Below are 3,029 nucleotides of genomic sequence, written 5' to 3'. Positions count from 1 at the left end.
GTCGTACGAGGCCAGCAGCCCGGCGAGCCGCTGCGCGAGCCGCAGCCGCCGACCCTGGCGCACGTCGTCGCGGGGGTCTCCCAGGTGCCCGACCGGCGTGCCCAGCCGGGGGTCGTCGCGGGCGTCGTCGAGGACGCCGAGCACGTGCCACGCGACGCGCTCGGGTGCCCACGGGTCGTCGTCGGGTGACACCCCGAGCACGCGCGCGAGCACGTCGGAGACCGCGCGGGCGGGGGAGGAGAAGCGGACGTTCGCGCAGATGCCGTCGCCCGGCGGTCCCGCGCCGAGCCGGTGCGACAGGCGCTGCGCGACCCACCGCTCCACCCCGCGCGTCGGGACCAGGACGACGTCGGGCGTGAACGGGTCGGGCGGAGCCTGCGCGAGCACGGACGCGAGCGCGTCGACGAGCACGTCGCTGCGCTCGGCGACGTGCACGCGCAGCGCGCCGGCCGTCCTGGTCTCCTCCACGGCCGTCACGCTAGCGTCCGCGCCCGACACCCGCCGATGGTCGACCTGACCTGGGGAGACGTCCGCGCGATGGCGGGCTGTGGACGGCTCGGCGCGTCGCGGCACCCGCACCGGTGTGTCGACCCGCACGTCGGAGCCGGTGGCTAGGCTCGCCGCGACCACGGTCGGCACGACGCACCAGGCCCGGCCGGACCGACGACCCGTCCCCGGGAGCGCGATGGACGACAGCCCGACCGGCCCGACGGCCGAGCCCGCCGGCGCGGACCAGGCGGCGGCGTTCTTCGACCTCGACAAGACGATCATCGCGACGTCCTCCGCGACGGCCTTCTCACGACCGTTCATGGCGGGCGGGCTGCTCACGCGGCGCTCGGTCCTGCGGACGGCCTACGCGCAGTTCCTCTACCTCGTGGGCGGGGCCGACGAGACGCAGACGGAGCGGCTGCGGGCGCAGCTCTCGCGCATGGTGACCGGCTGGGACGTCGCGCAGGTGTCGTCGATCGTCGCCGAGACGCTGCACGAGTCCATCGACCCGGCGGTCTACGCCGAGGCGGTCGCGCTCATCGAGGAGCACCACGAGGCGGGTCACGACGTCGTCATCGTGTCGGCGTCGGGGAGCGAGATCGTGGAGCCGATCGCCGCCGTGCTCGGGGCCGACCACGTGATCGCGACGCGCATGGGCGTCAGCGACGGCCGGTACACGGGCGACATCGACTTCTACGCGTACGGCGAGAACAAGGCGACGGCGATCCGTGAGCTCGCCGCCGCGCGCGGCTACGACCTCGCGTCGAGCTACGCGTACTCGGACTCGATCACCGACGTGCCGATGCTGGCGACCGTCGGCCACGGCTTCGCGGTCAACCCGGACCGTGCCCTGCGACGCGTCGCCGCGGAGCGCGGGTGGGACACGCTCTCCTTCAACCGGCCCGTGGCGCTGTTCTCCCTGGTGCGGCCGTCCGGACGGACCGTCGCGGTCGCGACCGCGGTGCTCGTCGCCGGGAGCGCGGACGTCGACACGGTGGTCGTGGGCGGCACGGTCCGCGTCGAGGGCGGACGGCACGTCCTCGGCGACGTCGGCGCGCTGCTGACCCGGGCGGTCGCCGCCGCCTGGCACGACGCGGAGGGGGCCCGATGACGTCGCACCTCGTCACCGGCATCGCGGAGCTGGTCACCCACGACGAGCGGTTCACCGGCCCGCTGGGCGTCCTGCTCGACGCGGCGCTCGTCGTCGAGCGCGTCCTGGAGGTCGAGCTCGAGGTCGTCCGTCAGGTCCTCGACCTGCTCGGCGGTGAGGCCCGCGAGGTGCTGCCGGACGGCCGCGGCGTACTGCGCGACGTCGGAGGTGACGGCCTGCGTGCTCATCGCGATCCCTTCCGGCCCCGCGCAGCGCCCGGGACGTCCGTGTCCAGCAGCCGGGCCATGGTGCCCGCGAACTCCTGCCAGTCCTTGCGCTGGGCCTCGAGCATCGCCCGGCCCTGCGCGTTGATGCCGTAGTACTTGCGGTGCGGCCCCTCGTCGCTCGGGACGACGTACGAGGTCAGCGCGCCCGACGAGTACAGGCGGCGCAGCGTGCCGTAGACGGACGCGTCGCCGACCTCCTCGATGCCCGCGGCGCGCAGCCGGCGGACGACGTCGTACCCGTACCCGTCCTCGTCGGCGACGACCGCGAGCACGGCGAGGTCGAGCACCCCTTTGAGCAGCTGGGTCGTGTCCATCGGCCGCCTCCGTCCGGTCACGGCTCCCGTGGCGCGGGGCCGTCGTGTCTGGTGCGGGAACCTCCCTCCAGGCTCCCGCACGGCGCACACTAGTACACAGTGCGCACTAGCGGGCATGCTTCGACGCGTGTCGCGCAGGTGGTGCACCGGGTCGCCGAGCCGCGTCGGGACGGGTCGGGCGGGGACGGACGGCCCCGCGGGGAGGACGGAGCCGTCAGGCGGGGACGGCGCTCCAGGCGATGCCGTCGAGGATGTCGTGCTCCGACGTGACGACCTGCGTGAGCTCGCCACCCGCCGCGGCGACCTCGTCGCGCACGCGGGTCACCACGTCGTGCCAGACGAGCGCACCCGCACCGATGACGTCGACGCGGCCGGGGTGCATGAAGCCGAGCGCCGCGCGGTCCGCACGCGACCGGCCGAGCAGGTCGTCGCAGGCCGCGAGCACGGTATCGACCGACAGCACCGCGCCGTCGATGCGGTCAGGCCGGTAGCGGTCGAGCCCGAGCGCGTGCGCGGTCACCGTCGTCACCGAGCCCGCGAGACCCACGAGCGTCACGGCCTTGCCGAGCGGCACGACGCCTGCGGCCACGTCGAGCGCGGCGGCGACGTCGGCGCGTGCGCCGGCGACCTCGTCGGCCGTGGGCGGGTCGGACAGCAGGTGGCGCTCGGTCAGCCGGACGCAGCCGACGTCCATCGAGTACGCCGCCTCGGGCGCCGCGGTGCCGAGCACGAGCTCGGTCGAGCCGCCGCCCAGGTCGACCACGAGGAACGGGCCGGGGTGCGCCGCCGCGAGCACGCCCGTCGCACCGCGGAACGACAGCGCGGCCTCCTCCTCGCCCCCGACGACCT

General features: G+C 75.1%; 4 protein-coding genes. 1 reads left to right on the top strand and 3 read right to left on the bottom strand.

All coding sequences use genetic code 11. The annotated features are described in order from the left end of the window. A partial coding sequence (locus tag HGA02_RS21070; protein ID WP_343035495.1) for an exodeoxyribonuclease V subunit gamma occupies positions 1-468 on the bottom strand: 468 nt, incomplete at its 3' end. A 217-nt stretch (positions 469-685) separates the two neighbouring features. Between HGA02_RS21070 and HGA02_RS14675 the strand changes: the two genes are divergently transcribed. Then, the gene (locus HGA02_RS14675; RefSeq protein WP_168679739.1) at positions 686-1,600 is read left to right on the top strand and encodes an HAD family hydrolase; all 915 of its coding nucleotides are present in this window, start codon (positions 686-688) and stop codon (positions 1,598-1,600) included. Positions 1,601-1,823: 223 nt separating this feature from the next. On the opposite strand, the gene HGA02_RS14670 is transcribed toward HGA02_RS14675, so the two are convergent. Then, positions 1,824-2,180 carry a PadR family transcriptional regulator gene (locus HGA02_RS14670; RefSeq protein ID WP_168679737.1) on the bottom strand — a complete coding sequence of 119 codons (357 nt, stop codon included), beginning with the start codon at positions 2,178-2,180 and terminating at the stop codon, positions 1,824-1,826. 214 nt (positions 2,181-2,394) lie between these two features. Further along, the coding region (locus HGA02_RS14665) for a Ppx/GppA phosphatase family protein (protein ID WP_168679735.1) at positions 2,395-3,029 on the bottom strand (635 nt) is incomplete at its 5' end.

The sequence above is a fragment of the Cellulomonas septica genome (genome assembly GCF_012396155.1).
Classification (GTDB): Bacteria; Actinomycetota; Actinomycetes; order Actinomycetales; family Cellulomonadaceae; genus Cellulomonas; species Cellulomonas septica.
Note: the sequence above shows the minus strand (reverse complement) of the source record. Positions and strands in the feature narration are given on the sequence as shown.

Coding starts and splice junctions, on each gene's coding strand:
- HGA02_RS14675 (WP_168679739.1), top strand. CDS start 686: ATGGACGACAGCCCGACCGGCCCGACGGCCGAGCCCGCCGGCGCGGAC.
- HGA02_RS14670 (WP_168679737.1), bottom strand. CDS start 2,180: ATGGACACGACCCAGCTGCTCAAAGGGGTGCTCGACCTCGCCGTGCTC.